22 protein-coding genes are annotated in these 24175 nt (G+C 52.3%); 19 read left to right on the top strand and 3 right to left on the bottom strand.

The window, feature by feature from the left end; translation table 11 throughout:
- The first annotated feature begins 571 nt into the window (after positions 1 to 571).
- The 9 genes from rpmH to ACI0CA_RS15725 all read left to right on the top strand — a co-directional run bounded on the left by rpmH (position 572) and on the right by ACI0CA_RS15725 (position 8388).
- Positions 572 to 706, top strand: coding sequence for a 50S ribosomal protein L34 (rpmH, locus tag ACI0CA_RS15765; protein WP_176820434.1), 135 nt, complete (start codon positions 572 to 574; stop codon positions 704 to 706).
- 116 nt (positions 707 to 822) lie between these two features.
- On the top strand, positions 823 to 1269 hold the full coding sequence (rnpA, locus tag ACI0CA_RS15760; RefSeq protein ID WP_343285326.1) for a ribonuclease P protein component: 447 nt from the start codon (positions 823 to 825) through the stop codon (positions 1267 to 1269).
- Positions 1270 to 1289: 20 nt separating this feature from the next.
- Positions 1290 to 1601, top strand: coding sequence for a membrane protein insertion efficiency factor YidD (gene yidD / locus ACI0CA_RS15755; protein WP_412264883.1), 312 nt, complete (start codon positions 1290 to 1292; stop codon positions 1599 to 1601).
- A 32-nt stretch (positions 1602 to 1633) separates the two neighbouring features.
- Positions 1634 to 2713, top strand: a complete 1080-nt coding sequence (locus ACI0CA_RS15750) for a YidC/Oxa1 family membrane protein insertase (protein WP_308449490.1) — start codon at positions 1634 to 1636, stop codon at positions 2711 to 2713.
- A gap of 83 nt (positions 2714 to 2796) precedes the next feature.
- The gene (jag, locus tag ACI0CA_RS15745; RefSeq protein WP_308449489.1) at positions 2797 to 3624 is read left to right on the top strand and encodes an RNA-binding cell elongation regulator Jag/EloR; all 828 of its coding nucleotides are present in this window, start codon (positions 2797 to 2799) and stop codon (positions 3622 to 3624) included.
- Positions 3625 to 3794: 170 nt separating this feature from the next.
- Entirely contained in the window at positions 3795 to 5159 is a 1365-nt protein-coding gene (gene mnmE, locus ACI0CA_RS15740) for a tRNA uridine-5-carboxymethylaminomethyl(34) synthesis GTPase MnmE (RefSeq protein ID WP_308449488.1), read from the top strand.
- Between the two features lie 72 nt (positions 5160 to 5231).
- A complete protein-coding gene (mnmG, locus tag ACI0CA_RS15735; RefSeq protein ID WP_395590843.1) occupies positions 5232 to 7106 on the top strand; it encodes a tRNA uridine-5-carboxymethylaminomethyl(34) synthesis enzyme MnmG in 1875 nt (624 codons plus the stop codon).
- Positions 7107 to 7210: 104 nt separating this feature from the next.
- Positions 7211 to 7954 carry a 16S rRNA (guanine(527)-N(7))-methyltransferase RsmG gene (rsmG, locus tag ACI0CA_RS15730; protein ID WP_176820440.1) on the top strand — a complete coding sequence of 248 codons (744 nt, stop codon included), beginning with the start codon at positions 7211 to 7213 and terminating at the stop codon, positions 7952 to 7954.
- The gene (locus ACI0CA_RS15725) at positions 7951 to 8388 is read left to right on the top strand and encodes a GNAT family N-acetyltransferase (RefSeq protein ID WP_446806643.1); all 438 of its coding nucleotides are present in this window, start codon (positions 7951 to 7953) and stop codon (positions 8386 to 8388) included. Before rsmG ends, ACI0CA_RS15725 begins: the two co-directional genes overlap by 4 nt.
- 71 nt (positions 8389 to 8459) lie before the next feature.
- Here the strand turns inward: ACI0CA_RS15725 and ACI0CA_RS15720 are convergent, their stop codons facing one another.
- Positions 8460 to 9008, bottom strand: a complete 549-nt coding sequence (locus ACI0CA_RS15720; protein WP_417109963.1) for a GNAT family N-acetyltransferase — start codon at positions 9006 to 9008, stop codon at positions 8460 to 8462.
- 239 nt (positions 9009 to 9247) lie between these two features.
- Here ACI0CA_RS15720 and ACI0CA_RS15715 point away from each other — a divergent pair, with 239 nt between their 5' ends.
- The 4 genes from ACI0CA_RS15715 to serS all read left to right on the top strand — a co-directional run bounded on the left by ACI0CA_RS15715 (position 9248) and on the right by serS (position 13545).
- Positions 9248 to 10051, top strand: coding sequence for a ParB/RepB/Spo0J family partition protein (locus tag ACI0CA_RS15715; protein ID WP_418931794.1), 804 nt, complete (start codon positions 9248 to 9250; stop codon positions 10049 to 10051).
- Positions 10052 to 10339: 288 nt separating this feature from the next.
- A complete protein-coding gene (locus tag ACI0CA_RS15710) occupies positions 10340 to 11104 on the top strand; it encodes a ParA family protein (protein WP_308449483.1) in 765 nt (254 codons plus the stop codon).
- A gap of 80 nt (positions 11105 to 11184) precedes the next feature.
- Positions 11185 to 12054, top strand: coding sequence for a ParB/RepB/Spo0J family partition protein (locus tag ACI0CA_RS15705; RefSeq protein ID WP_316687877.1), 870 nt, complete (start codon positions 11185 to 11187; stop codon positions 12052 to 12054).
- 204 nt (positions 12055 to 12258) lie between these two features.
- Positions 12259 to 13545, top strand: a complete 1287-nt coding sequence (gene serS / locus ACI0CA_RS15700; protein ID WP_446806644.1) for a serine--tRNA ligase — start codon at positions 12259 to 12261, stop codon at positions 13543 to 13545.
- A 647-nt stretch (positions 13546 to 14192) separates the two neighbouring features.
- Here the strand turns inward: serS and ACI0CA_RS15695 are convergent.
- Positions 14193 to 15407, bottom strand: coding sequence for an MFS transporter (locus ACI0CA_RS15695; RefSeq protein WP_395506962.1), 1215 nt, complete (start codon positions 15405 to 15407; stop codon positions 14193 to 14195).
- Between the two features lie 577 nt (positions 15408 to 15984).
- Between ACI0CA_RS15695 and guaB the strand changes: the two genes are divergently transcribed.
- On the top strand, positions 15985 to 17463 hold the full coding sequence (gene guaB, locus ACI0CA_RS15690; protein WP_176819656.1) for an IMP dehydrogenase: 1479 nt from the start codon (positions 15985 to 15987) through the stop codon (positions 17461 to 17463).
- A 654-nt stretch (positions 17464 to 18117) separates the two neighbouring features.
- Entirely contained in the window at positions 18118 to 19869 is a 1752-nt protein-coding gene (locus ACI0CA_RS15685) for a peptide ABC transporter substrate-binding protein (protein WP_446806645.1), read from the top strand.
- A 130-nt stretch (positions 19870 to 19999) separates the two neighbouring features.
- Here the strand turns inward: ACI0CA_RS15685 and ACI0CA_RS15680 are convergent, their stop codons facing one another.
- Positions 20000 to 20260 (bottom strand): hypothetical protein, encoded by a 261-nt coding sequence (locus ACI0CA_RS15680; RefSeq protein WP_446807020.1) that lies wholly within the window; start codon positions 20258 to 20260, stop codon positions 20000 to 20002.
- 33 nt (positions 20261 to 20293) lie between these two features.
- Here ACI0CA_RS15680 and ACI0CA_RS15675 point away from each other — a divergent pair, with 33 nt between their 5' ends.
- Genes ACI0CA_RS15675 through ACI0CA_RS15660 form a run of 4 tightly spaced genes read left to right on the top strand, consistent with a single transcriptional unit; the run spans position 20294 to position 24163 of the window.
- Positions 20294 to 21229: an ABC transporter permease gene (locus tag ACI0CA_RS15675; RefSeq protein ID WP_412353232.1), complete on the top strand. Its 936-nt coding sequence runs from the start codon at positions 20294 to 20296 to the stop codon at positions 21227 to 21229.
- Positions 21230 to 21231: 2 nt separating this feature from the next.
- Positions 21232 to 22185 (top strand): ABC transporter permease, encoded by a 954-nt coding sequence (locus tag ACI0CA_RS15670; protein ID WP_316520678.1) that lies wholly within the window; start codon positions 21232 to 21234, stop codon positions 22183 to 22185.
- A 6-nt stretch (positions 22186 to 22191) separates the two neighbouring features.
- On the top strand, positions 22192 to 23205 hold the full coding sequence (locus ACI0CA_RS15665; RefSeq protein WP_176819652.1) for an ABC transporter ATP-binding protein: 1014 nt from the start codon (positions 22192 to 22194) through the stop codon (positions 23203 to 23205).
- On the top strand, positions 23195 to 24163 hold the full coding sequence (locus ACI0CA_RS15660; protein ID WP_176819651.1) for an ABC transporter ATP-binding protein: 969 nt from the start codon (positions 23195 to 23197) through the stop codon (positions 24161 to 24163). The genes ACI0CA_RS15665 and ACI0CA_RS15660 overlap by 11 nt, the downstream gene beginning before the upstream one ends.
- Positions 24164 to 24175: the final 12 nt, after the last annotated feature.

Below are 24175 nucleotides of genomic sequence, written 5' to 3'. Positions count from 1 at the left end.
TTCCTTATTCCCTTTCTTTTAGGTTTTGGTATCGGTATGCGCCCATAGCCGCGCCGCGGCGGTCATGATGACCGAAGAAGCGGCATTGAAAGTGCATTTTGACGCTAAAATACTAATATATAGTGTAGCACAAAACCGCAAAGTTGTCCACAGAAAACCTGTGGAATGTTGAAAAATCTGACGGACTTCACAGGCAAAAAGCGGGAAAGAAACGTGTTTTCGGCAATTTATACGCAGAAAGGGTGGAAAAAGGGAGCGCGAAGGCGGATTTTTAACGCAGGAATGGGAAATTTTGCCCCGAGCCTCCACAATCTTTCTTGAAAAAAGATCGATTAAAGGCTTTTAGCATCACTCACTTTGATTTGTGTTTTTTCAGGCTGAAAAAAACATGTAGGCCTTCTATTTTCGTCTGCTTTTGCCTTTGCGGCGCTTCATTCCAAGTTTTTTTCCGTAAAAACCCGAAAAAAGGTTGACAGCTTCTACGGTTTTAAGGTATAATGCTTATCTGTAACGGACTGTTATTTGCAGACCGCATTTTGATAAGTAACCTCGTGAAAGGAGGGTTTTTGATATGCTGAGAACCTATCAGCCGAAGAAGCTCCACAGAAAGAAGGAGCACGGCTTCAGAAAGAGAATGTCTACACGCAACGGACGTAAAGTTCTGGCGCGTCGCAGAGCAAAGGGCAGAGCACGTTTAACCTACTAATGTATGCTTTGAGGGTCACCGCTGCGTGACCTTTCTTTGTTTTGCCTGATTTTTTCGGCGGCAAGGCTCTGCTATACTCAGCTTTGGCCTTACCGAACGGCTTTGGAGGCTTACCCATGGACATCCTTGTGCCGCTGACCGAAAACCACGAGTATAAGCGCGTTTACGCCCGCGGAAAAAGCGCGGTGCGCCCGGCGCTTGTGCTGTATTGCCTGCGCAATAAAAAGGTGAAGCAGGCGCGCGTGGGCATTACGGCCAGCAAAAAGATCGGCAACGCGGTTAAGCGGAACCGTGCGCGGCGCCTTCTGCGTGAAAGCATCCGTGCGCTGTACCCGCAGCTGAAGCCGGGGTATGACCTTGTCCTCGTCAGCCGCGGCAGAACGCCGTTCGCAAACTATCAAATCGTATCTTCGCAGTTAAAAAGCGCGCTTGAGGAACTCGGCGTGCTTGTTGCCCTACCCAAAGATAGAAATAACTCCGCAAAAACGGCGGAAAATGACTCCGGAAAGACTTCGGAGTCGGGCGAAGAAACCGCAAGTGTAACGAAAGAAGAATTTTCATAACGACAGAGCAGAAAAGCAGTATGAGAAAACAGAAAGAGCCTGTGTCCGCTGCGATACAATATAAGGGCGGACGCTTTTCGGCGAAAAAGGGTGTGCGGTATTGGCCGCGCCGCGCCGTCATCGGGCTCATCCATCTGTATCGGAAGCTGAGACCGCGCACGACGCGCGGCTGCTGCAAGTATATCCCCACCTGCTCGCAGTACGGGGAAGAAGCCGTGGAGCGATACGGCGCCTTACTCGGCGGCGTGCTTGCGCTTTGGCGCGTTCTGCGGTGCAATCCGTTTTCCCGCGGTGGCTATGACCCCGTGCCGGAAAAGCGGAAAAAAGAATAAGTTTTGATCCGGGAAGGATTTGGTCAACTACTATGATGTCTATTTTTAATTTCTTCGGCAGCGTACTCGGTTATCTGCTGTGGTTCCTGTACACCGTTTTCAAAAACTACGGTATCGCGATCATCCTGTTCACGATCATCGTAAAGGCGCTGATGTTCCCGTTCTCGATTAAATCGCAGAAGAGCATGGCGGCGCAGTCCAGATTGGCAAGCAAGCAGCAGGAGCTGCAGAAGAAGTACGCCAAGGACCAGATGAAGTATAACGAAGAGCTGCAGAAGCTCTACGAAAAAGAGGGTGTGAATCCCGGCGGCGGCTGTCTGACGACGCTGCTTCCGTTCCCGATCATGCTCGGCATTTATTACTCCGTTATTTATCCGCTCTCGAACACCCTGCATATTGCAAAGGACACTATTTCGCAGGCTACGGAATTCGTTTCTAAGATTCCGGGCATTGCGAGCACGAACCAGTATGTAGAGCTTGAGATCGTTAAGAATTTCGACGCACTGAAGGACCACCTGACGATGTTCTCCGCGGACGATGTGCAGAAGATTGAGTTTTTCGGCAAGGGCTTCAAATGCTTCGGTCTTGACCTGCTCGCGTCCCCGAACACGAGCTCGTTCGCTTCTATGCTGTGGATCATCCCGGTGCTGGCACTTGTGACCTACTGGGGCCAGTCCTTTGTCATGCAGAAGCTGCAGCCCACACAGCAGCAGGGCGCAGGTCAGGGCTGCATGAAGGTCATGATGTACGGCATGCCGCTTCTGTCTGCATACTGGGCATACATCATGCCGGCAGCTGTCGGTTTCTATTGGATTATTTCCGCGCTGGTCGGTTTTGCACAGACGCTCATCACGCACAAGTATTTTTCGCCGGAGCAGGTCTCCGCAAAGTCGGAAGCGAGCCGCTATGTGACGCTTTTACAGGCAGATCGGAAGGTGAAGCCGCTGCCCGCAAATCTGCAAAAGCAGATTGCCGATAAGATTGAGGCGAAGAACCAGGCGCAGGCAGAGCGCCAGGCCGCGCAGAAGGAAAAGAAAGCGGCCGGTAAAAAAGGCGGAAATGCGCAGAAAAACAAAGGCAATTCTACCGATTATCTCGGAAGCAAGAAATAAATAAAGGCTGTTATCCCCACCTCCTTTCACTCCGAAACGGGATAAAGATAGAGTATTGAAAAGAAGAAAGGAAGAAGAAAGCCATGGTAAAAGAAGCAATCGCAACAGGCGCAACCACAGAAGAAGCGTATGAAAAAGCATGCGCAATGCTGGGCGTAGATCCCGCAGACGCAGAGTTTGAAGTTCTCGAAACGGAAGAGAAAAAGCGCTTCGGCCTTTTCGGCGGCAGACCGGCAAAGGTGCGCGCGTTCATCCGTTCCACACCGGCAGACGCCGCAGCAGAGTATCTGCGCAACGTTCTTTCCGGCATGGGCCTCGGCGACGTAAATATTGAGATCCGCGAAGAAGAGGCAGGCGCAGAGCTTGTGCTCACCGGCGAAAATATCGGCTTCATCATCGGCCACCGCGGCGAAACGCTGGATTCCCTCCAGTATCTTGCGTCTCTCGTTGCAAACCATGTGGACGAGTCTTATTATCGCATTACGCTGGACGTGGGCAATTACCGCGAAAAGCGCAAGGAAACGCTTGAAAACCTCGGCAGAAAGATGGCTGCCCGCGCCGTAAAGACCGGTCGCAATGCCTCCTTGGAGCCGATGAATCCGTATGAGCGCCGCATCATCCACACCGCCGTGCAGGAGGTTGAGGGTGCGAAATCTTGGAGCGAGGGTGAAGACCTTGCCCGTCACGTTGTGATCGGCCCTGAGGGCGGCGAGCGCTACGTAAGACGCGATAACCGTCGCGGCGGCAATAACCGCGGCAGAAACGGCGGCTACAACCGCGATAATCGCGGAGGCCGCGCTCCGCGCAGAGATAACCGCGACAGCCGTCCGATGCAGAACCGCACCGCTCCCGCAGCACCGCGCGTTCTGGACGACGTTTCTACGCCTTACGGTAAGATCTCCAAAAACTAAAACTTTAAAACAGAGAACCTCCGTATACTTTGCGTATGCGGAGGTTTTTACGCTTTCTCTGTGATTTTCCTGCGTTTTCCGACATTCTGCGTGACAATCTTTTCGCCGCGTGATATAATACAAAATGAGAAAGTGTTGCATGTGCAGCGAGCGAGAAGAAGGGATAAACTATGAAGACCATTGCAGCAATCTCTACGGCGGCGGCGCCGGGCGGCATCGGAGTCATTCGCATTTCGGGCGATGAGGCCCGCGCGGTCGGCGACCGTGTTTTTAAGTCGTTTTCCGGCGCGAAGCTCTGTGATATGGCGGGTTACACGTGCCGCTTCGGACACGTGTATGCGCCGGACGGCGAGCGCCTCGATGAGTGCGTTGCGACCGTTTTTGCCGCACCGCACAGCTTTACGGGTGAAGACGTGGTGGAGCTTTCCTGCCACGGAGGATTGTTCGTTTTAAAAGCGGTTTTGCAGGCGGTTTTTGCTGCCGGTGCGGTCTCTGCGGCGCCGGGCGAATTTACGCGCCGCGCGTTTTTAAACGGCAAAATGGACCTTGCGCAGGCGGAAGCCGTCATGCAGATCATCTCCGCGCAGGGGCGCGAAGCGATGAAAGCGGCGCAGGCGGGACACGACGGCGCACTTTCCCGCCGCATTGAAAAGCTGCGTTCGGATCTGACGGACATTGGTGCGCACCTTGCCGCGTGGGCGGATTACCCGGACGACGACATTCCACAGGTGGATGAGACGATGCTGAAAACGCGCCTTGCCGCCGGAAAAACGGCGCTGAAAGACTTGCTCGCCGGCTTTGACGGCGGGCGCATTCTGCGTGAAGGCGTGGTGACGGTCATTGCAGGCCGCCCGAACGCCGGCAAATCCACGCTGATGAACCTGCTTGCGGGCTGCGAGCGCTCCATTGTGACCGATCTTGCGGGCACGACGCGTGACGTGGTGGAGGAGACTGTGCTGCTCGGTGAAATTCCGCTGCGTCTTGCCGATACCGCCGGTATCCGCGATACGGAAGACCGCGTGGAGCAGATCGGCGTGCGCATGGCTTTAGATCGCGTCAAAACGGCACAGTTTGTGCTGGCGGTGTTTGATGCGAGTGAAGAGCTGAACGACGACGACCGCGCGTTGATGGACGCCATAGGCGATACACCGGCCGTGGCGGTCATCAATAAATCCGACCTCGCGCCGAAGATCGACCGTGCGGAGATCGATAAGCATTTCAAAGAGGTCGTGACGGTCTCGGCAATTTCCGGCGAGGGACTGCCTGCGCTGCAAAACGCTGCAGCGCACGCACTGAAAACCGCTGAGCTGAACCCGAACGACGGCATTCTCTATACGGAGCGCCAACGCGCGGACGTACAAGAGGCGCTCACGGCGTTGGAGGAAGCGGAAAACGCTTTGCTTATGGGCATGACGTGGGACGCGGTGACGGTCTCGCTGGAGGGTGCCATTGCAGCTTTAAATGAACTGACCGGAGAGCGTGTTTCGGATGCGGTGGTCGATCAGGTATTTGAAAAGTTCTGCGTGGGAAAATAAAATATCAAAATTGTTATATTTTATCTTTAAAATAGGCAGTATTTCAGAATAAATCGGAAAAGAAGTTAAATTATGAGCTATGATGCAGGAAAATACGATGTTGCCGTGATCGGCGCGGGACACGCGGGAATTGAGGCGGCTTTGGCCTCGGCGCGTCTCGGCTGCCGCACGGTGATCTTCACAATAAACATGGACGCTGTGGGCAACTGCCCGTGCAACCCGAGCATCGGCGGCACAGCAAAGGGTCACCTTGTGCGCGAAGTGGACGCGCTCGGCGGCGAAATGGGCAAAACGGCGGACGAATGTACGCTGCAAAGCCGCATGCTGAACCTTGGTAAAGGCCCTGCGGTGCACTCGCTGCGCGCGCAGATCGACCGCAACAAGTACGCGCGTGTGATGAAGCATAAGCTTGAGCAGTGCGAAAACCTCGTGATGCGCCAGGCGGAGGTCATCGACATTGAGCGAGACGGCAATAACTGGCTGCTGACGACACGCCTCGGCGCGGTTTACACGTGCCGCGCGGTCGTGCTGGCGACCGGCACATTTCTCGGCGGGCGCATCTTCGTGGGTGAGGTTTCGTATGCGGGCGGCCCGGATGGCATGTTCCCGGCGACGGAACTTGCGGGTTCTTTAAAAGAGCTTGGCATTTCGTTGCGCCGCTTTAAAACCGGTACCCCGGCGCGTGTGCTGCGCTCATCCATCGATTTTACCGACCTCGAGGTTCAAAAGGGCGATGAACCTGTCACGCCGTTCTCATTTGATGCGGAAATGCCGCCGAAAAACTCGGCTGTGTGCTACGTGAGCTGGACAAACGACCGCACGAAGCAGGTCATTCTCGATAATATTCACCGTTCGCCGCTGTATGCGGGCATGATCGAAGGCGTTGGCCCGCGCTACTGCCCGAGCATTGAAGATAAGATCATGCGCTTTTCCGAAAAGCCGCGCCATCAGCTTTTTATTGAACCGTGCGGCGCGGAAACCGAGGAGATGTACTTGCAGGGTATGAGCTCTTCACTGCCGGAAGAAGTGCAGATTGCGTTTTACCGCACGATCAAGGGGCTTGAGCACGTAGAAATCATGCGAAACGCGTATGCGATCGAATATGATTGCTGCGACCCGCTGCAGCTGAACGCCACGCTGGAATTTCGCGATTATCCGGGACTTTACGGCGCGGGGCAGTTCAACGGCAGTTCCGGCTATGAAGAAGCCGCCGCGCAGGGTTTTGTGGCAGGTGCAAATGCTGCGCTGAAAGTCTTAAATCGCGACCCGCTTATTTTGGATCGCGCGGGCTCGTACATCGGCACGCTCATCGACGACCTCATCACGAAAGGCGTCACCGACCCGTACCGCATGATGACCTCGCGCTCCGAATACCGTCTTGTGCTGCGGCAGGATAACGCCGATGAGCGACTGACGCCGATCGGCCGCGAGCTGGGGCTCATCGATGACCGCCGTTGGGCGAAGTTTGAAAAGAAGCAGGCGCAGAAAAAAGCGGAGATGAAGCGCGCGGAGAAAACGGTGTTTTCGCCGACGGACGCGCTGAACGAAGTGCTGGTTTCATGTGAAACATCGCCGGTCACGACGGGTGTGCGCCTTTCTGAGCTGCTGCGCCGCCCGCAGGTGACCTATGCGGACCTGACACCTATCGACACCGAACGCCCGAATTACCCGCGTGAGATTTTTGAAAGCGTGGAGACGGCGCTTAAATATGAGGGCTACATCAAGCGCCAGCTGCAGGACATTGCCGAAATGCGCCGGTTGGAAAAGAAGCTGCTGCCAAAAGAGATCAACTACGCCGAGATTTCGGGTCTGCGACTTGAGGCACAGGAAAAACTCAATCGCGTGCGCCCGGAAAACGTGGGACAGGCAGGGCGTATTTCTGGCGTTTCCCCGGCGGATATTTCCGTGCTGTTGATTTGGCTCTCTGCACACAATAAAGAAAAGTGATGTCTACTACATTTAACATGTAATGAATTGAGCTTAATTACTATAATATTTATAAAACAAAACTGAAAGGGCAGCTTTGCTTTAGGCGGGCTGAAATTTTGATTATGGATATTAAAAATCTGCTGATTTCAAAAGCAAAAGAGATTGGCGTAAAGGTTTCGCCTGCACAGGCGGAGCAGTTCCAGATCTATCTTGATCTGCTTTTGGAGCGCAACACCGTGATGAACCTCACGGCTATCACCGACCCGGAAGAGGCAGTCATAAAACATTTTGTGGATAGCTTGACGCTGCTGAAAGCGCTTGAAATTAAAAAGAATGCGAAAGTTATCGACGTAGGCACCGGTGCGGGCTTTCCCGGCATTCCGCTCAAGATCATGCGCCCGGACATTGAACTGACGTTGCTGGATTCTTTGAATAAGCGGCTTGTTTTTCTGCGCGAAGTGTGTGATGCCATTGGCATTGAAGCCGAGACGATTCATAAACGCGCTGAAGAAGCCGGAAAAGACACTAAGCTACGTGAAAGCTTTGATGTTGCAACGGCTCGTGCGGTCGCAAACATGAATATTTTGGCGGAATATTGCATTCCGCTCATCAAAATGAAGGGCTATTTTGCCGCGATGAAAGGTCCGAGCTTGCCGGATGAACTGGAATATGCCCGAAAAGCAATCTCTTCGCTTGGATGCGATGTTGTAAAAACGGTTCCTTTCATTCTGCCGGATGAGGAACAGAGCGAGCGCTTTGTTGCCGTAATGCGCAAACTGCGCTTTACACCGAAAATGTATCCGCGTCACGGTGGCACGATCACCAAAAAGCCGTTATTTTTGGAGCAGAAAGGGGAAGCAAAATGAATATTATTTACCGTAAAGCTGAATTGAACGACATTCCGAAGCTGAACCCGCTTTTGGCGCAGCTTTCCGATGCGATGGCAGATCCGCAGAAAATGGCGGAAAAGATGAAAAAAATCGCAAAAAACGAGGATAACTACTTGCTTGTAGCTGAAAATACGGAAAACGGCGACCTTTGTGGCTCTTTGATTGGTGTTGTGTTTGAAGATATTTGCGATACCTGCAAGCCGATTTTACTCGTTGAAAATGTTGTTACGGACGAAAAGTACCGCGGAAAAGGCATTGGACGTGGCATGTTTGAAGCCATTGAGACGTGGGGCAGAGAGAAAGAGTGCCACTACTGCATTTTGGTTTCCGGCTTACAGCGCACCGGCGCGCATAAATTCTATGATGCCATCGGCTACAGCGAAGTGAAGGGCTTTAAGAAATATTTGTAAAAGCACTCGAAATTTAAGGGCAGCTATGCAGAGGTAATTCGCATAGCTGCCCTTTTTGTTTCACGTGGAACTTATAACTCTTTCACCATGAAGTATTCACCGCGCGTGGTGCCGTCGGAATAGCGCAGAGAATTTGGTAAAAAGCCGTATTCTTTAAATCCGAGGCTTTCGTAAACATGCTTTGCACGCTCGTTGCCTTCAATCACACCCAACTCCGCTTGTGTGTATCCGCATTGCTTTGCAAGCTCCAAAAGTGTGCTTAATAATATACGCCCAAGTCCAAGGTTGCAATATTTTTCATATAACGCAATGGAAACACAGCAGCGGTGCTTCATGCGGCGCTTATCACCTTGCGACGCCAGCGAACAGTTTCCGGCAAGCTTACCGTTTACATAAGCGGTGAGCATGATCTCGTTTGGACTTTCCGCTTTGTTTTGCAAAATTGCGCGTTCTTTTTCGACGGTGAAATTCACCTCATCCGGCTCACGCAATAAAAACGGAGATTCGCCCGAAACGGTGCGCAGGTATTCAATCATTTGCTTGGCATCTTCGGGGCGCGCATTGCGTATGACGGCGGTGCACTCGTTTTTCAGCTTGATTTCGGTTTCTGCATAGATCATGTTCTTTCGCTCCTTTTCTCTAAAAATGGCGGGAATATGCGCTTTTTCGACGCTTTTCCGTTTGAATATTTCTATTATTATAGCACCGCGTTTTGAAAAAGCAAGAAAAACTTTTTGTACGGTGACAGATTGCGGCAAAATCTGCCTTTTCATTGTGGTAAGCTATTTTCTGTAAAGAGAACAAGCCCTCACAAAGGACGAACTTCTTACACTGGAAATGCAAGCAGGAGGTGCAGCGTATGGCATTTACGGAAAAGAAAAAGCTTTTGGAGCTTTCACCGGATAAGATTGTGCCAAATCCTGCGCAGCCGCGATTGGATTTTCCGCAGGACGAGCTTTTGCAGCTCGCAGAAAGCATTCGTCAAAACGGCGTTTTGCAGCCGATTCTTGTGCGCAGAGACCGCGACCGCTACATTTTGGTGGCAGGGGAGCGCCGCTGGCGTGCTTCGCGTATGGCGGGGCTCAAAACCATCCCGGCCATTGTGCAGGAGCTTTCTCCGCAGGACGGCGCGGTGTTGGCGCTTATTGAAAATATGCAGCGCAGTGACCTGAATTTTTTTGAGGAAGCTGCTGCGATCTATGCTTTGATGCAGGACCGCTCTATGACGCAGGAGGAGACCGCACGTAGGCTCGGCATGAGCCAGCCGTCGCTTGCAAACAAGATCCGTTTGCTGCGGCTTTCCGGCGAAGAGCAGCGCATGGTGCTGGAAAACCACCTTACGGAGCGTCATGCACGTGCTTTGCTTAGAATGGAAGATCCGGAAAAGCGCATGGCAGCGTTGAAGACTGTCATAGAGCGCAAAATGAACGTGGCGCAGACGGATACGTATATCAAATCACTTTTGGAGCAGGAGGGACAGGCGAAAAGGCCGAAGAGGACATTCATTGCGAAAGATGTTCGCCTGTTCCTCAACACGATCGACCATGCTGTCCAAACCATGAAAGAGGCCGGCATCGGCGCGGCTTTTCAGCGTAAGGAAACGAATGAGTATTACGAATGCGTCGTCCGCATCCCAAAATCAGCTGCACACAAGGCAAGCTGATGCGCCAGAACTTAATATCGAGTACGAGGTAAACCCATTCCCTTATTCATTTCCCACAACACAGAAGGATTGTCTGCAAATGCCGGCAGTCCTTCTGTGTTTTTAATGCTTTTTTCGGTTTAAAACTGCAAATGTTTCACATGAAACATCAAAATTTGCCAAAACGCGATAAAATCCGGCCGTTTCACATGAAACATTGCAAAAAAATGAACTTTTCTCTTTATTCTGTGCCGGATATGTGCTACAATATCCTATATAATAGAAAGAAGAAGGAAAGGGGCGCGGTACATGAGCAAGGTAATTGCCGTGGCGAACCAAAAAGGCGGCGTGGGCAAGACAACCAGCGCAGTAAATATTGCCGCATGGCTCGGCGCAAAAGGGAAAAAGACGCTTTTGGTCGATATTGACCCGCAGGGCAACTCCACGAGCGGCGTAGGTTTTGATCGCCGAACGCTGAAAACGACCTCGTATGATATTCTCATCAACGGGGCAAAGGGCGAAGATGCCGTTCTCGAAACAAAATTTGAAAAGCTTTCTGTCATTCCTTCCAAGGCCGATCTGGCTGCGGCAGAGATTGAGCTTGCGGATTTGAACGGGCGCGAGTCCGTTTTAAAGAAGGCTTTGGCGCCACTGCGCACAGAATTTGACTATATCATCATCGATTGCCCGCCGTCGCTGGGGCTTATCACAACGAACGCGCTGAATGCTTCGGACTCTGTTTTGATCCCGGTACAGTGCGAATACTACGCGTTGGAGGGCCTTTCGCAGCTGATGAGCTCCGTGCAGGCTGTAAAGCGCCGTTACAACGACCGTTTAGAGCTGGAAGGTGTTTTGCTGACGATGTATGACGGCAGACTGAACCTGACGCAGCAGGTTGTGACGGAAATTAAAAAGTATTTCCCGCGCAAGGTGTTTGCAACAGTCATTCCGCGCACAGTGCGTCTTTCCGAGGCGCCGAGCTACGGACAGCCGATCTTGTACTACGATAAATCCAACAAGGGCTGCATCGCATACGGTGCGCTTGCGGATGAAATTTTAAAGAAAAACCGCTGATTGCGGCGGCAAAACCGGTTTCATGCGCAAAATCGTGTGATATCGGTATAAATGCGACAAGAAGGAGATGGTCTTTCGCAATGGCAAAAAAAGGAGGCCTCGGCAAGGGGCTGGACGCAATTTTCTATGACAATGCGCGTGAGGACGATGCCGGCGCGGTGGAGCTCAGCATAAACGACTTAGAGCCGAACCGTACGCAGCCGCGCCAGAGCTTTGATGACGGCGCGATGACCGAGCTGGCGGATTCTATTGCACAGCACGGCGTTTTGCAACCCATCTTGGTGCGCCCACTGCTTTCCGGCGGCTATCAGATCGTTGCGGGTGAACGACGCTGGCGTGCTTCTCGCATGGCAGGACTGACGACCGTACCGGCGGTTATCCGCGACCTGACGGACAGCGAAGTGATGCAGCTGGCGCTGATTGAGAACTTGCAGCGCGAGGATTTGAAGCCGCTGGAAGAAGCAAACGGCTACAAGATGCTGATGGATAACTTCGAGTTCACGCAGGAGGAGATTGCAAAAACAGTGGGCAAATCTCGCCCGGCGATCACGAATGCACTGCGGCTTTTGAATCTGCCGGAGGATATGCAGAACATGCTGGAGCGCGGCGAAATGACTGCGGGCCATGCCAGAACGCTGCTGAGCTTCAAAAACGAAGACCAGATGAAAGCGGCGGCAAGACGCGTGACCATGGAGGGCATCTCCGTGCGCGAGCTGGAAAAAATGGCAAAGCGCGCAAACGAGGAGAAGCCGGAAAAGGCAGATAAACCCGCAAAGCGCCGCATCCGTTACTATGACGAGGCTGAACTTGCACTTCGTGACGTTTTAAACCGTGTGGTGCATATCTCCGGCACAAAGAAAAAAGCAGCGCTGACAATCGAGTTTTATGGCGAGGAAGACCTCAAGAACCTGCTGTATGATTTGAAATTGACCGATAAAACGGGCGAGTAAATCACAAAGCTAAAGTGAACGGGGCGAATAAAGTTTTCGCCAGCCTTTTTCAAAAGGCTGTGGGTTCCAAGGGTAAAACCCCTTGGTCGAGCTTCGCGGAGCTCGAAACACTTTTTGCCTATTGGAGTTTCGCGATGCGAAACCAGCCCAAGAACCAAGAAAAACGCTTAAAAAGCCACAAATAACCGAAAGGAATGTTCCAAAATGATCGATATTAAATTTTTGAGAGAAAACCCGGACATTGTCCGCGAGAATATCAAGAAAAAGTTCCAAGACGCAAAGCTTCCGCTTGTCGATGAAGTCATCGAGCTGGACGCCGAAAAACGCGCTACGCAGCAGAAGGCCGACAGCCTGCGCGCTTCCAGAAATAAGCTCTCCAAGCAGATCGGTGCGCTGATGGGTCAGGGTAAGAAGGCCGAGGCCGAGCAGGTCAAGGCACAGGTCAAGGCACAGTCCGATGAGCTCATCGCCGCAGAGGCTAAAGAAAAAGAGCTCGATGAGAAGATCCTCAAGATCATGATGACGATCCCGAATATCATCGACGCCAGCGTGCCGGTCGGCAAAGACGATAGCGAAAACGTCGAGGTTGAGCGTTTCGGCGAGCCGGTCGTGCCGGATTTCCCGGTTCCGTACCACACGGAGATCATGGAAAGCTTCAACGGTATCGATCTGGACGCTGCACGCCGCGTTGCAGGTAACGGCTTCTATTATCTGATGGGCGACATCGCGCGTCTGCACTCCGCCGTTATCGCATATGCGCGCGATTTTATGATTGACCGTGGCTTCACGTATGTTATCCCGCCGTATATGATTCGCAGCGACGTTGTTACCGGCGTTATGAGCTTTGCGGAAATGGATTCCATGATGTACAAGATCGAGGGTGAAGACCTGTATCTCGTCGGTACCAGCGAGCACTCCATGATCGGTAAATTCATCGACCAGATCCTGCCGGAAGCCGAACTGCCGCTCACGCTGACCAGCTATTCTCCGTGCTTCCGTAAGGAAAAAGGTGCACACGGCATCGAGGAGCGCGGCGTTTACCGTATTCACCAGTTTGAAAAGCAGGAAATGATTGTCGTCTGCAAGCCGGAAGACTCCATGAAGTGGTATGATAAGCTCTGGAAGAACACCGTAGACCTGTTCCGCAGCATGGATATCCCGGTCCGCACGCTCGAGTGCTGCTCGGGCGACCTCGCAGATCTTAAGGTTAAGTCTGTGGACGTTGAAGCGTGGTCCCCGCGCCAGAAAAAGTACTTTGAGGTCGGCAGCTGCTCCAACCTCGGTGACGCACAGGCGCGCCGTCTGCGCATCCGCGTAAACGGCGAAAACGGCAAGTACCTTGCCCACACGCTGAACAACACCGTTGTTGCACCGCCGCGTATGCTCATCGCATTCCTTGAGAATAACCTCCAGGCAGACGGCAGCGTTCGCATCCCGGAAGCTCTGCGTCCGTACATGGGCGGCAAGGAAGTTATCGTCCCGAAAAAGTGATTTTTGCAAATTAAATAGGTGACAAAAGAGGCACATGCAAAGTAAAATGCATGTGCCTCTTTTGCCGTCTGCTTATAGAAAGACTTGCTCTGATGACCGTATTAAAAAATAGGAGAAATGATGCAAAGCGGAACGAAAGAACACGAACTTTCAAAAGGCAACAGTTTTCGCCATCGTCTTGTGTAAAACTTTTTCTGAGGATATGTGGAAAACAGATTTTCAACTTAAAGGAGTGAAAGAATATTCAACAGTTTCGAACGTATGTATCTCCGATTACGGACACATTTCGACAGATATACACAGATGTGTCCACGATGCGAGAACAAACAACCATACAATCGCAGAACGAAGTTGTGTATAAATATGCATAATTCTGCAAAATTACGGTGTGGAAAACTCGGTGGAAAGTGTGGAAAAGCACACGGTATAGTGGGGGAAACTAAGTTTTTCACAAGGTATCGGCTATATATGGAAAGGCAATATACTTTACGCATTCATTTTTACGACATGTTGCGTGCGGGTACGCTAAAAAGCAGCGTAAAATGGATTGGAAACGTTATTTCGACATATACAAAAAAGGCGTGTGTTTTCAGACAAAACAAAAGGCCCGCCGAAGCGAGCCTTTAAGAGCACAGAGTATTTGAAGGTCATGCCGCAGCCGTTTCTTTTTTATTGCGGTGGAAGAGAAAGCTTGCGGCGAAGATCGCAACGGAAACGAGAAACATGCAGGCTGTTACGCCATAGAACGCTTTGCCGCCGATGGTGTCAAACAGAACGCCGCCGAGCAGGTTGCCGAGAATGCCGGAGATTTGCGCCACGGAAATGAACAGGCTGTGCGCCGTGGCACGCAGCTCCACGGGTGCAAGCTCATAGATATAGTTCGTGCCCGTGCCGAGAAATGCACCGTTGCCAAGGCCGTAAAACGCGGCAAATACCAACATAGTCGGCAGCGAATTCACAAGGAAGCAGAAGCACAGACACTCCGTCGCCATCAAAATTGCAGAAAGCATGATGAGGTATTTCATCTTGATATGGCGGCGCAGGCGGCCGATGAAGAACAGAAACGGGATTTCCATCATAGCACGCACGGAGAGAATGAGCCCAAGATTGACGGTATCGATCTGAATATCCGCCATGTAATACGTCAAGAAGCTCCCTTCAAACGCCACGGCCATCTGGAAGAAGAATGCAAAAATGAGAAACGCCATGTATGCGTAGTTTTTCAGCAGTACGCCGGCACCCGTTGCGCTCTTTTTTACACGCTTGCCGCTCTGCGGCTCAAAGCAGAAATACGTCAGAACAATGGCAGGAATCATCACAATGCCCATCACCCAGAACGTCGAAGGCACACCCGCCGCAGGAATGAGCGCGTTTACCGTGATAACACCGGCAATGGCAAATAAAAGCGAGCCGCTGCTGCGTACCATGCCGTAATTCAGTCGATGCTCCGCACAGTTGCGCACCGTAAGGTTATCGACAAACGGCGACATCGGTACGCGGAAAAAGTTGATGATCGGGATCAAGATTAGAAATAATAGCGTTGAGTAGGATTGCCCCGTCGGAATGAGCGGCACAAAAATGAAAAGGCCGCAGCCGAGCGTCAGCGTTAAAATGACAATTTTGCGCACGCTGCCGATACGATCGCTCACCGTGCCCCAAAACGTCATGGCGAAAATAGCGACGGCACAGGCAATGGCGTTTAATAAGCCGAAATCCGTAGCGGGAAAGCCGATGCTTTGCAGGTAGACTGTTTGATAATTGCCTACCGCCATGGCCGCCCAAAAAATGCCCTGCACGCCGGCAAGGCGTAGCGTTTCCGCCATCTCCGGGGAGAGGGAGCGCAATCTGCGAAGCTTGTTCATGAAAAACCATCCTTTTAGCCCAATAGGGCCGAGTGTAATAGGGGGAGCGCGGAAAATATGCCGTGCGCCGAATGTGTCGGGTACGGGAGATATGCTTTTGATATAGTAGTTTTAGGGTATATCAAACAGGACGGAGTGTCAAGACATTTTGTAATTTCCGTATAAAGTTTTTTACAAAGGGAGCACTTTCTAATATATTATAAAAAGGAGTGCTATCGGAGCAAGAACGAATAAGGCTTTCAGTCAGCCTTTTTCGAGGAAGTGGATGAGGCCTTGAGGAGTGCTTTTTAGAAGTTCAGTCCGTCAAAATCCTGCAAAAATCGTCCCAAAGTCCGGGAGTTAGCCACATAAAACCGCTTTTTGTGGCTTTTCCCTAAAAAGCGCATAGAACGCTCAGCGGGTATCTCTGTTTTTTCGAGGACAAAACAGTTGAAAATGTACCGCGAAAGTGGTACAATCTAATATCAAATAATATATTTCCCCCGGCTTGCCGGGAAATTTTTCCTATGCGGTATGCGGAAATTACCGCATAAAGACAACAAAACACGGTGCACAAGGCGAAAGGATGGTTGACGGTATGCTGAACACAGAATTCACCTCTAAGTTTGTCAAAGAGGGGCTCACCTTTGACGACGTTCTTCTGATCCCGGCAGAATCACACGTACTGCCCAGTCAGGTAGACATTTCCACTCATCTCACAAAGAAGATCAAGCTGAACACCCCCATTATGACGGCGGCTATGGATACCGTCACGGAAGCGGATATGGCCATTGCCATTGCGCGTGAGGGCGGCATCGGCATCATTCACAAGAACATGTCCATTGAGCGTCAGGCCGATCAGGTCGATATGGTCAAGCGCTCCGAGAACGGCGTTATCGTTGATCCGTTCTTCCTTGCGCCGGAGAACACCGTGCGCGAGGCGGATAACCTCATGGGCCGCTACAAGATCTCCGGCGTGCCGATCTGCGAAAACGGCAAGCTCGTCGGCATCATCACGAACCGCGACCTGCGCTTCATGTCCGGCTCCGATTTCGACCAGAAGATCGAAAACGTCATGACGAAGGATCACCTCGTCACCGCGCCGGTCGGTACCACCCTCAAGGATGCACAGGAGATCCTGCGCCACCACAGAATCGAAAAGCTTCCGATTGTCGATGAAAAGGGCTATCTGAAGGGCCTCATCACGATTAAAGATATTGAAAAAGCTGTGCAGTACCCGAACTCTGCAAGAGACGAAGGCGGCCGTCTGCTCTGCGGCGCGGCTATCGGCGCTACGGCTGACGTTTTGGACCGCGTTGCTGCCCTTGTGGAAGCACAGGTCGATGTTGTCGTGCTCGATTCTGCACACGGTCACAACAGCGGCATCATCGAAGCAGTGAAAAAGGTCAAGAAAGCATACCCGGACCTCCAGCTCATTGCGGGTAACGTTGCAACGGCAGAGGGCACCCGTGCGCTTATCGAAGCCGGCGCAGACTGCGTAAAGATCGGCATCGGCCCGGGCTCCATCTGCACCACCCGTGTGGTTGCCGGCATCGGCGTGCCGCAGGTCACGGCTGTGTATGACGCAGCATGCGCGGCGGCGGAATACGGCGTTCCGGTTATCGCAGACGGCGGCATCAAGTACAGCGGTGATATCGTCAAGGCGCTCGCAGCAGGTGCAAGCGTTGTTATGCTCGGCTCCCTTGTTGCAGGCTGCAAGGAGACCCCGGGCGAGTACGAGCTCTATCAGGGCAGACAGTTCAAGGTCTACCGCGGCATGGGCTCTCTGGGCGCTATGGGTAAGGGCTCCAGCGATCGCTACTTCCAGGCAAACAACAAGAAGTACGTTCCGGAAGGCGTTGAGGGCCGCGTGCCTTATAAGGGACCGCTCGCAGATACCATTTATCAGATGGTCGGCGGTCTGCGCTCCGGCATGGGTTATGTGGGTTGCGCAAATATCCCGGAAATGCACGAGAAGGCACAGTTCGTGCGCATTACGGGTGCGGGTTTGAAGGAAAGCCATCCGCACGATATTCAGATTACGAAGGAAGCCCCGAACTACTCTATCCACGGCTGATTTTAAATTTGCATTACGGAACCTCTTCGTCTGCACGGCGAAGGGGTTCCGTTTTGTTTTCCGCAGTTGCACAAAAACCGGTAAGCATGCATAGTGAAGGACATCTGATGCAAACTAAAGCAAAAATCCGTATTCTATATCGATATTGGAATATCATATACTATTATATATAGGATGGCATTGCAGCAAAAAACGCATAGAAAACAGCGCACATAGGGGAGAGGCAGGTGGACAAAACTTTGAAAATGTCCAACATATTTTCCGGGTAAACTGCATTTTTGCGCGTTCTCTTTCAAAAACAGGAGAAAACTTGTCGGATTTCGCCGTAAAATGCAGGAATTCGGTTTCTATCCGTCGTTCGTGCACAATACACGGAAACTTGTATTTTTGTAGAGGACACGCCCCTGATGCGGCTTTTTTTGGCGGATTTTGGGCGGATTTAATTACAAAATTGCAATACTATCATGAAAAACTGCACGGTGTGTATATGCCTCAAGGTCATAATTCACAAAAATACACGAAAATTAGGACAGGATTTCCATAGTTTTGCCACTTGCGATTTAGCGATTTATGCTGTATTATGTATGCAATATGAATTTTCTTTGAACGAAAATTTCATAATTCTATCACCTATCACATTAGGAGGAACAAGAAATGAAACTGAAAAAGGTTTTAGCTCTGGTTCTGTCCGCGGCGTTGGTTGTTTCCGCATTCGCTGGGTGCGGTGGCAACAGCTCCAAGACATCTACCGAGAGCATCGCAGCTTCTGAAAGCAGCGCAGAATCCACCGAGTCCACCGCCTCCGGAGATTCCACCCCGGCTGCATCCGGTGACGCTACGGCAACCTTCACCCCGAAGACCGTAGACGCTGCAAAGACCATCAGCCTGAACGCAGGTATGGAGCCGACAGGCCTGAACACCCTGACCTCCACATACTCCATTGAGTTCGCCTTGTTCAAGCACATGTATGAAAACCTCGTCACCCTCGACGATGACGACAACACAGCCCCGGGCGCAGCTGAGAGCTGGGACTACGATGAGGATACCCTCACCTACACCTTCCACCTCCGTAAGGACGGCGTTTGGACAAACGGCGACCCGGTTACGGCGAAGGACTTCGAGTTCGCTTGGAGTCAGGCTTTGAACCCGGATGTTGCTTCTGATTACGCTTACTTCCTCTACTTCATCAAGAACGCTGAAAAGTACTTCAACGGTGAAGTTACTTGGGACGAAGTTGGTGTAAAGGTTGTCGATGATTATACCCTCGAGGTTACCCTGGAGCAGCCGACTCCGTACGCACTGTTCCTGTTCTCCTTCGGCACCCTTGCTCCGATCAACCAGAGATTCTATGAGGCTGTAGGCGCAGACCTCTACTCCACCGAAGCGCAGTACTTCTGCACGAACGGCCCGTTCGCTCTTACCGAGTGGAGCCACAACGATAAGATCGTTATGCAGAAAAACGATGCATGGCACGGCGCAGCAGACGTAGAAGTTGAAGAGATCGATTGGAAGATCATCACCGATGCCAACGCAGCTCTCTCCTCCTTCCTCGCAGGCGACCTGGATATGGTCGGTCTCGGCACCGGCGAACTCATCAAGCAGGCTACAGCAGCAGGTGCTACGATTCAGTCTTATACGGATGGTTCCGCATTCTACATTTACTTCAACAACAATGACCAGTATCTCTCCAATGTAAATCTCCGTCGTGCACTGTTCAATGCAATTGACGCGCAGAAGGAAATTGATACGGTTTGGCAGAACGATAACGAGCCGATGACTTCCTTCACGGCGCCCGGTGTTTCCGCTGCTGACGGCACCTCCTTTGCAGGTAAGGTCGGCGAGCTGTATGCGCCGTCCCGTGACCAGGAAAAAGCTAAGGAATACCTTGCAACGGCTCTCTCCGAGCTCGGCTGCACGGTAGATGATCTCTCCGCTCACCTCTCCATCGACTGCGGCGACTCCCCGACGTCTATTGCAGAAGCTTCCTTCTATCAGGAGCAGTGGAGACAGGTTCTCGGCATCGAGGTTGCCGTTAACTCCATGATCACCAAGCAGGGTTCTCAGAACCGTAAGACCGGCAACTATGTTATGTCCGTTACCGGCTGGGGCCCGGACTACAACGACCCGAACACCTTCCTTGACATATGGGTCACCGATGGCGGCAACAACCAGACCGGCTTCTCCAACGAGAGATACGATGAGCTCATCGACCTCGCATCCAAGGAGACCGACCTCGAAAAGCGTGAGTCCTACTTCATCGAGTGCGAGCAGATCATTGCGGATCAGCTCCCGATCGGCCCGTCCTACTGGAGAGCTCCGTCCTATGCTTGCTCCGATAAGATCAAGGGCGGTATGCACAGATCTACGTTCCAGGATATCAACGCTGTTTACGTAAAGCTTTCCTAATCGAAAACCTTACGGGCGCTGACCCGGATACTTAAAAGAAATTCAAATACGGTTACGGCTTGCGGTGTATCTCAAAAAGGTACGCCGCACCGAACTGTATTTATTCTTTTAATCTTTTACTTCAACACTTTTAGGTGATATACGCATCACTGTGTTGGGTGAGTAAAGCCTTGTTTCCCCGAAATTTTGGGGATTTCCGCGAACGGCAATACAAGCTGCATTCGCTAAGTTCACAAAATTGATGTGCCAAAGGCGGCAGAATAATTTCCGAGCTTTTGCGCACATTTTTTGTTATATTGTCATATTGTCGTTTATCGGACAAGGCCGCGGACGCTTTGGCGGCATCGTTCCCAAAAACGTCGGCGGCTTTGTCCGCATAACCTTTAATCATTCTATTAAACTATCAAAGAGAGGTGGATTGCACATGACTAAGTACATCTTAAAGCGCGTGGGCTATTCCATTGTTACCCTGTTCCTGTTGGTCGCGATCACATTCTTCATGATGCAGCTTCTTCCGGGCGACCCGTTCACCGGTGAAAAGCAGCTTCCCGCGGCACAGATGGAAGCGCTTTATGCAAAATACGGTCTTGATAAGCCCGTATGGCAGCAGTTCTTCATTTATATCGGTAATGTTGTGCAGGGCGACCTTGGCGTTTCCCTTACCTATAACCGTGCGGTTACATTGATGATCACCGAAGCATTTGCCGTTTCGTTTGATGTTGGTATCCGTTCCATTTGCTTCGCCTTCATCGGCGGCGTACTGCTCGGCACACTCGCAGCCATCAAGCGCGGCAAGGCAGCCGACACAGTTGCCATGATTATTGCACTGCTCGGTGTTTCCGTTCCGTCGTTCGTTGTGGCCTCTATTTTGCAGTACTTCCTCGGCCTCAAGCTGTATCAGGCAACGGGCATGCGTATTTTCGCTATTACCGGCTGGGAAGGCTTCAACAGCCACATTCTCCCGGTTGTCGCACTCGGCTTCGGTTCTCTCGCGACGATCTCCCGTCTGATGCGTACCAGCATGCTGGACGTTCTCGGTCAGGATTACATCAAGACCGCTAAGGCAAAGGGCCTTTCCCAGAGCGGCATTATCTTTAAGCATGCAATGCGCAACGCCATCATGCCGGTCGTCACGGTTCTCGGCCCAATCACGGCAGGCATCCTCACCGGCGGCTTCGTTGTAGAAAGCGTTTTCGGTATCCCGGGCCTCGGCAAGTATTTCGTGCAGAGCATTCAGGGTCTCGATTACACCATGATCTGCGGCACCACGGTTTTCTACGGCGCGTTCCTTATTATTGCGAACCTCGTAGTCGATATTGCGTATGGTCTCATTGATCCGCGCGTGAAATTGGAGGGCTGAGTATGACACAGATAGATAAAAGCCGTTTTGAGTGGATCGGTTCCGATTCCGCTCGCCGCGAGGGCATTTCCCGCCCGAGCACGACCTTCTGGAAAGACGCCATCGGCAGACTGATGAAAAACAAAGTTGCCGTTGTGTGCTTCTTCATCATCGTGCTCCTCATCCTTTCCTGCATCGTCGTGCCGTTCTTCTCTCCGTTTGAGAGCCGTGAACAGCACCTTGGCGAAGTCAACAAGGGCTTCATGACAGTTTGTACAGACTCCCGCTATGAGGGACAGCACCATGTACACTATTTCGGCACCGATAACCTCGGCCGTGACCTTTTCCTGCGCGCCTTTGAAGGCGGCCGCGTTTCTCTGATGATCGCGTTCGCAGCCGTGTTCGTCAACCTCATCGTCGGCTTGATCTACGGCGGTATTTCCGGTTACATCGGCGGTGCGGTTGATACCATCATGATGCGTATCGTGGAGATCGTCAACGGTATTCCGTACCTCATCGTCGTTATCCTTTTGATGATGGTGCTCCCGAAGGGCATCTTCACCATGGTCGTCGCCTACGGCATCACCGGCTGGACCGGCATGGCACGTCTTGTACGCGGTCAGGTGCTCCAGCTCAAGAGCCAAGAGTATATCGTGGCGGCAGAAGCCATGGGCGCAAAGAGCTCCAGAATCATTGCAAAGCACCTCATTCCGAATGCACTTTCCGTTATCATCATCAACGTCACCCTCGCAATTCCGAGCGCGATCTTCACCGAGGCATTCCTTTCCTACATCGGTCTCGGTGTTCCGGTTCCGCAGCCATCTTGGGGCGTTCTGGCAAAGGGCGGTCAAGATGTGTTCATGACGTATCCGTACCAGCTTGTTGTGCCGGCAGTTGCCATCAGCCTTACAATGCTTTCCTTCAACCTGTTGGGCGACGGCCTGCGCGATGCATTTGACCCGCGCTTGAGGAGGTAATTCAACATGAATAAAGTATTAGATGTGCAGAACCTGCACGTTTCCTTCGATACCTACGCCGGTGAGGTCAAGGCTGTCCGCGGCGTCACATTCTCACTGAGCGAGGGCGAAGTGCTCGCCATCGTCGGTGAGTCCGGCTGCGGCAAGAGCGTCACGGCGCAGACCATTATGAAGCTGAACCCCATGCCGCCCGCAAGAATTAAAGAGGGCAGCGTGCAGCTCGGCGAGCACGACATCGTAGCCGCGAACGAAAAAGAAATGCAGAAGATTCGCGGCAAGGAAGTTTCCATGATCTTCCAGGACCCGATGACTTGCCTGAACCCGACAAAGCCCGTCGGCAAGCAGATTGTCGAGGCCATTCAGCACCACCGTCATCTTTCCAAGGCAGAGGCGAAGGCGGAAGCCATTAAGTACCTCTCCCTTGTTAACATTCCGAACCCGGAAGAGCGTGCAAAGCAGTATCCGCACGAATTCTCCGGCGGCATGCGTCAGCGTGCCATGATTGCAATGGCACTTTCCTGCAACCCGAAGCTCCTCATTGCCGATGAGCCGACCACCGCACTGGACGTGACCATTCAGGCGCAGATTATGGACCTGCTCGCCGAGATCAAAGAGAAGACTAGCACCGCGATTATCCTCATCACGCACGACCTCGGCGTCGTGGCGTCCATGGCAGACCGCGTGGCGGTCATGTATGCAGGTAAGGTTGTAGAGACCGGCACCTGCGAGGATATTTTTTACCGCAATGCGCACCCGTACACACAGGCATTGTTAAAGAGCCTGCCGTCCGTGGATATGAACAAGACCCAGCGCCTTGTTTCCATCCCCGGCACACCGCCGGATTTGCTGAACCCGCCGAAGGGCTGCGGTTTCGGTGCTCGCTGCACGCACTGCATGAAGATTTGTCATGAGGAGCAGCCGCCGGTATTCAAGGTGGGCGAGGGTCATGAGGCAGCATGCTGGCTGCTCCATCCCGATTGCCCGAGCGCAGCAGAAAGGGGTGAGCCGGATGAGCAGTAATGAAAAACTGATCGTTCTGGACGACGTATGCAAGCACTTTAAGGTTTCCGGCGGTATGCTGAAGGCCGTCGACCACATTTCTCTCGATATTTATAAGGGCGAAACGCTCGGCCTTGTCGGCGAGTCCGGCTGCGGCAAGTCTACGCTCGGCCGTGTGGCCATGGGCATTTATCCCGCAACGTCCGGCAAGCTCTACTATGCCGGCGAAGAGCTGAATCTGAAAAACGCCGCAACGCGTTTCAAGTATGCGAAAAAAGCGCAGATCATTTTCCAGGATCCGTACGCTTCTCTGGATCCGCGTATGACCGTTTCCTCCATCATTGAAGAGGGTATGGTCATCCACGGCATGTACGACGCAAAGCGCCGTCAGGAGCGCGTATACGAGCTCCTCGAGCTGGTCGGCCTGAACAAAGAGCACGCCAACCGCTTCCCGCATGAGTTCTCCGGCGGTCAGCGCCAGCGTATCGGCATTGCCCGTGCGCTCGCTATCGAGCCGGAATTCATCGTGTGCGATGAGCCGATTTCTGCACTGGACGTTTCCATCCAGTCCCAGATCATCAACCTGCTGCACGACCTGCAGCAGCAGCTCGGACTGACGTTCCTCTTCATTGCGCATGACCTCAACATCGTCAAGTACATCAGCGACCGTATCGCCGTTATGTACCTCGGCAATGTCGTTGAGCTCGCTTCTTCCGACGATCTGTATGCGCACACGCTGCATCCGTACTCCAAGGCTCTGCTTTCTGCAGTGCCGATTCCGGACCCGAGTGCAGAAGCGCAGAAGCACCGCCAGATTCTTTCCGGTGACGTGCCGAGCCCGATCAACACGCCGAAAGGCTGCAACTTTGCCGGCCGTTGCCCGGTCGCCTGCGACAAGTGCAGAGAGTCGAAGCCGCAGTTGCGTGAAATTCGTCCGGGTCATTTCTGCGCCTGCCATCTGGTAGAGCCGGAAATCTGATTGGATCTGTAA

Origin of the sequence: Hominenteromicrobium mulieris (assembly GCF_046197855.1) — a bacterium.
Taxonomy (GTDB): Bacteria; Bacillota; Clostridia; order Oscillospirales; family Acutalibacteraceae; genus Hominenteromicrobium; species Hominenteromicrobium mulieris.
This window is presented reverse-complemented; position numbering and strand designations above follow the sequence as displayed.

Excerpts from the sequence above, each read along its gene's own strand:
- rpmH (WP_176820434.1), top strand. The coding sequence starts at position 572 with ATGCTGAGAACCTATCAGCCGAAGAAGCTCCACAGAAAGAAGGAGCAC.
- rnpA (WP_343285326.1), top strand. The coding sequence starts at position 823 with ATGGACATCCTTGTGCCGCTGACCGAAAACCACGAGTATAAGCGCGTT.
- yidD (WP_412264883.1), top strand. The coding sequence starts at position 1,290 with ATGAGAAAACAGAAAGAGCCTGTGTCCGCTGCGATACAATATAAGGGC.
- ACI0CA_RS15750 (WP_308449490.1), top strand. The coding sequence starts at position 1,634 with ATGATGTCTATTTTTAATTTCTTCGGCAGCGTACTCGGTTATCTGCTG.
- jag (WP_308449489.1), top strand. The coding sequence starts at position 2,797 with ATGGTAAAAGAAGCAATCGCAACAGGCGCAACCACAGAAGAAGCGTAT.
- mnmE (WP_308449488.1), top strand. The coding sequence starts at position 3,795 with ATGAAGACCATTGCAGCAATCTCTACGGCGGCGGCGCCGGGCGGCATC.
- mnmG (WP_395590843.1), top strand. The coding sequence starts at position 5,232 with ATGAGCTATGATGCAGGAAAATACGATGTTGCCGTGATCGGCGCGGGA.
- rsmG (WP_176820440.1), top strand. The coding sequence starts at position 7,211 with ATGGATATTAAAAATCTGCTGATTTCAAAAGCAAAAGAGATTGGCGTA.
- ACI0CA_RS15725 (WP_446806643.1), top strand. The coding sequence starts at position 7,951 with ATGAATATTATTTACCGTAAAGCTGAATTGAACGACATTCCGAAGCTG.
- ACI0CA_RS15720 (WP_417109963.1), bottom strand. The coding sequence starts at position 9,008 with ATGATCTATGCAGAAACCGAAATCAAGCTGAAAAACGAGTGCACCGCC.
- ACI0CA_RS15715 (WP_418931794.1), top strand. The coding sequence starts at position 9,248 with ATGGCATTTACGGAAAAGAAAAAGCTTTTGGAGCTTTCACCGGATAAG.
- ACI0CA_RS15710 (WP_308449483.1), top strand. The coding sequence starts at position 10,340 with ATGAGCAAGGTAATTGCCGTGGCGAACCAAAAAGGCGGCGTGGGCAAG.
- ACI0CA_RS15705 (WP_316687877.1), top strand. The coding sequence starts at position 11,185 with ATGGCAAAAAAAGGAGGCCTCGGCAAGGGGCTGGACGCAATTTTCTAT.
- serS (WP_446806644.1), top strand. The coding sequence starts at position 12,259 with ATGATCGATATTAAATTTTTGAGAGAAAACCCGGACATTGTCCGCGAG.
- ACI0CA_RS15695 (WP_395506962.1), bottom strand. The coding sequence starts at position 15,407 with ATGAACAAGCTTCGCAGATTGCGCTCCCTCTCCCCGGAGATGGCGGAA.
- guaB (WP_176819656.1), top strand. The coding sequence starts at position 15,985 with ATGCTGAACACAGAATTCACCTCTAAGTTTGTCAAAGAGGGGCTCACC.
- ACI0CA_RS15685 (WP_446806645.1), top strand. The coding sequence starts at position 18,118 with ATGAAACTGAAAAAGGTTTTAGCTCTGGTTCTGTCCGCGGCGTTGGTT.
- ACI0CA_RS15680 (WP_446807020.1), bottom strand. The coding sequence starts at position 20,260 with ATGATTAAAGGTTATGCGGACAAAGCCGCCGACGTTTTTGGGAACGAT.
- ACI0CA_RS15675 (WP_412353232.1), top strand. The coding sequence starts at position 20,294 with ATGACTAAGTACATCTTAAAGCGCGTGGGCTATTCCATTGTTACCCTG.
- ACI0CA_RS15670 (WP_316520678.1), top strand. The coding sequence starts at position 21,232 with ATGACACAGATAGATAAAAGCCGTTTTGAGTGGATCGGTTCCGATTCC.
- ACI0CA_RS15665 (WP_176819652.1), top strand. The coding sequence starts at position 22,192 with ATGAATAAAGTATTAGATGTGCAGAACCTGCACGTTTCCTTCGATACC.
- ACI0CA_RS15660 (WP_176819651.1), top strand. The coding sequence starts at position 23,195 with ATGAGCAGTAATGAAAAACTGATCGTTCTGGACGACGTATGCAAGCAC.